General features: G+C 62.2%; 2 protein-coding genes and 1 riboswitch. Of the genes, one reads left to right on the forward strand and one right to left on the reverse strand.

Annotation, left to right across the window (positions count from 1 at the left end):
• Nucleotides 1-197: 197 nt before the first annotated feature.
• A riboswitch (SAM-I-IV-variant riboswitch) is annotated at nt 198-301 on the reverse strand.
• 146 nt (nt 302-447) lie between these two features.
• Entirely contained in the window at nt 448-1,197 is a 750-nt protein-coding gene (locus AC3IFE_RS28825) for a hypothetical protein (protein ID WP_489193534.1), read from the reverse strand.
• A gap of 824 nt (nt 1,198-2,021) precedes the next feature.
• Between AC3IFE_RS28825 and AC3IFE_RS28830 the strand changes: the two genes are divergently transcribed.
• On the forward strand, nt 2,022-4,076 hold a 2,055-nt coding region (locus AC3IFE_RS28830), incomplete at its 3' end, for a type VI secretion system Vgr family protein (RefSeq protein WP_489193536.1).

The following is a 4,076-nucleotide window of genomic DNA, read 5'->3' on the forward strand; positions in this document are numbered from 1 at the left end:
GCCGTTTCCCCTTCGAGTACGGCAGCCGCGGTCGAGACGATGCCAGGATTCCGTCTCGAAACGAGATGAACCGTGTGCGTCAACGTGAAACCGGGAAGAAAATGCGACCAGTCTTCACAGACGGGCGGGCGGAAAGCGGAGGAAACTTGGCTCATGGTTGCTCCGGATGAATGGTTATCGAACCGGTGCCAGCCATGCTGCTCCCGTTTCGTTGCCGTCGATCGGCCGCATCGCCTCAAGGGCGTCCACCTTGCCCGGGAGGGCAGGTTGGCGTCGGAAAACCCGACTCTGGATGCTTGAATTCGCACGTTCGACATTCCGAACGTTGGTTCATTATACCGAAAATCCGGCATTGAACAAGCAGCTCCGGAAAGCGGCCCTTCGGCCGGACGATTTCGCTGATCCGGCCCGCCCTCTCCGCGCGCATGACCCGCCCGCCGAAACCCGCTACTTCGACAACCGCAGCTTCTTCGACACCACGACGCCGCTCGACGGACTCACCAGCCGGATGTCACGGAGATCCATGTGCAGCGTCGAGACCCGCGTCGAAATGTCCGTCGGCTCCTCGATACTCGGATCGGCATGTTCGGTTTGTTCGGTCAGGTAAGGCCGAACCAGGCGTCCGGAAAAAACCAGTGCGAAGTCGCCATGCGTTTGCGCGTATTCGGCGGGCGAAAGCCGCATGCGGCTCCGAACCGTGGTCTTGTTCCCCTGTCCGGATTCGAGTTCGATGATGTCGACGTGCTGGATGTACCCTTTCGCCTTCGCTTCCGGTGCAATCACGAGCCCGCGCCCGCGCGGCCCCTTCGTCACCTTGTGGAGCAGGATGCCTGCCCGGCCGTCGCGCTCCGCATCGAACAGGTCGACGTCCAGCGTCAGCAGTTGCCGCCGCGACCGGTATCTCAGCCCGTACCGCACCGGCACCACGAACGTCACGTCACGATCCAGACCGACGGCCGCCAGATCGGGATTCGCGTCGTGCCGGCCGGCGGCACCGGCGACCGCGCCGCGAACCCGGTCGCGCAACGAAGGTGAGAGCGTGCTGGTGTGCACCTTCTGCAGCGCATCCCGGATCGCAACCGGATCGTCGCCGACAATCGGTCGTGCCGGCGACGCGTCGTGATCGACAGCCGACGCAACGTGCGTCGGGGTGTCGCCGGCCTCGCCCTCTGCATGCGCCGCGACGGGCGCCAGCATCGTCGTCACGGCGACGATGCACGCGAAGCGCGAACAACCCAATTTGAATTTCCGGTGAAACACGACGAACCCCCCGATTGCTTGCGGATCGATCAACGACGAGCACTATAGGGTGGAATGATCGGCAACGCACCCGCCGTTCGAAATTCGTCGATGCCGGTACGTTTCGTCACAGCTTCGTTATCAGCCCCGCTGCACGTCAACGGCCAGCACAACACTACCGTGTTGCCTTGACGACAACAACTGACGGGAAGCGAGCAGCGGCGCCCATCGAGCATCCGCAAACGCACCGCGCGGCATCGCCTGGCTCGCGGAATTCGTCCGAATCCAGCTCGCCGTTCACCGGCGCAACCGAACCATCCGGCGGCGGATTTGTATGTTGAAAGATGCTTTCTCCAGCACCCGATCGGCGGGCGTACACATCGTGTGCCATTGCACAAGCCCGCTCACGCCGATTTCAATCGGTGTGCCGTAACGTTGCTCATTTCGATTCGGGACAATTCCGAATTCCCAACTTCCAATTCAATCACGTCCTGACAAAAAGGTTTCATTTACACGATATGAACAAAAGAGGCACGACAAATACCAATCCAGAGCAATCGACTCGATATATTCCCATCCAAACAAAAACGCCACTCAAACCAACCAAAAATTAACCATTGTTTCAAAAGAAATTATTTCTCGTCTCAAAATTAAAATATTAGTTGAAGATAGAAATAGCTTGCTATTCTTCGCACCGAAATTCCAAGCGCCGTCGCATTGCCACCCTGAGAGGCGGATTCGAACCCATCCGAATCCGGAACAAAAATAACGAGATTGTCGTTATGTCGATAGCAGCAACTTTGAGAAATTTTGCGTCGGGTCGGGTCGACCTGAACAAGCGTCCCGTCTCCCTTCATTTCGGGCAGGCGCAACGCGCGGTCGGCCATCTGCTGGCGCTCCATCATGCCGATATCCGCGAGGGGCTGATGTCGGGCATCGAAGGGCAACTGACGTGCGTATCGACCTACGATCATCTGCCGCCTGCGCTGTTTCTCGGTTTGCCCGTATCGATCCGGCTGACGACCGATCGCGGCAACATCCAGGCGATCAACGCGATCGTGCGCGAAGTGCGAGCCGGTCAATCCGACGGCGAACTGACCGTCTATCAGCTCCATGTGTGCGACGCCCTTTCATTGATGGATCGTCGCACGAACGCCCGCCTGTTCCGCTCGCGCAGCGTGCCGGACATTCTCGCGACGCTGATGAACGAGTGGAAACAGCGTAGCCCCGCACTCGCGCGAGCGTTCGATTTCGACCTGTCGGCATTGCGGGCCGATCGGTATCCGGCACGCGAGCTGACGCGGCAGGTCAACGAATCCGACGCACGCTTCATCCGGCGTCTGCTGCGCCGGGAAGGCATCACGGTCTTTGCCAAGGCCGCGCCGGTCGACGGAAGGCGCAGCGCGACCGACGAGCGGCCGATTCACACGCTCGTGTTCTGCGACGATCCGCATCGTCTGCCGGACGCACCGGCCGGCACCGTGCGCCTTCACCCGCGCGACGCCGGCGTCGAGCAACGTGACACCGTCACCCTCTTTGCGTACGACCAGAGCCTGTCGCCCGGCAAGGTACGCCGCCCGTCGTGGGATTACAAGACCGCTCGCATGGACGACTTCGAGGCCGTCACCGGCCTCGACCAGGGCGAGTCGGGGAACGATCTTGCGCGCCTGCTGACCGACGTCGCGATCGACATCCCGCACGTCGGCGACTCGTGGAACGATCACGCGCGCATCGCGCACGACCGGATGCTGGCCCATCAGTTCGAAGCCGCGCGCTTCGAAGGCATCGGCACCGTGCGCGACATGCTGGTGGGGCACGGATTCACGCTGACGGGCGACCCGGAACTGGACATGAAGTCGATCGATCGTCGCCGGTTCGTCGTCACGTCGATTCGACACGTCATCTGGAACAACCTGCCGAAAGACCTGTCGGTCCGCGCAAGCGGGCTATTCACGGCAAGCCACAACCTCACGCCAATCGCCCCGCCACCCGACGCATCGGGATCAATGGACACGCGCTACGAGAACAGTTTCACGTGCGTGCAACGCGGCGTGCCGCTGAAGCCCGCCTACGATCCGTCGATCGACGTGCCGCCGGTTCACCTGCTGACCGGCACGATCGTCGGCACGCAGGGCGAAGAGGTGTTTTGCGACAAGGCCGGCCGCGTGCGTGTGCAGATTCACGGGCTGGATCCGGCGGACCATGCGCACGCGCAAGGCGCCGGCACGAACGGCCTGGCCGGCGACAGCGCGCCGATTCGCGTCGCGGCGAGTCTCGCGGGCGAATGCTTCGGCGCGCTGTTCCTGCCGCGTGTCGGCATGGAGGTACTGCTGGGGAGCCTGTCAGGCGACCCGGACCGTCTGGTGATTATCGGCGTGTTGAGCAACGGCGCGAATCCACCCGCGACTTTCAGCAATACCGGCGCGCTGCCGGGCAATCGCTACGTGTCCGGGATCAAGACGCGGGAGATCAAGGGCCGCCGACACAACCAGCTTCGCCTGGACGATACGCCATCGCAAATCTCCGCGCAGTTGGCAAGCGAACATGCGCATACCCAGTTGAATCTCGGCTACCTGACGCAGCCGCGCAAGGACGGGCACGGGAGCGATCGGGGCGAAGGCGCGGAGTTGCGCACCGACGCCGCTGCGGCGTTGCGCGCCGCCCAGGGCATGCTGTTGACGACCTATGCGCGTTCGCACGCAACCGGTGGTCAGCTCGATCGCGATGAATTGATCCGCTTGCTCGATCAATGCATGGCGCTGTTCAAGTCGCTCGGCGATCACGCCGGCCAGCATGGCGGGCAATCCGCCGACACGGCCGGCCAGGACAACATCGCC

Source organism: Burkholderia sp. APQ4-4ca, from assembly GCF_057837105.1.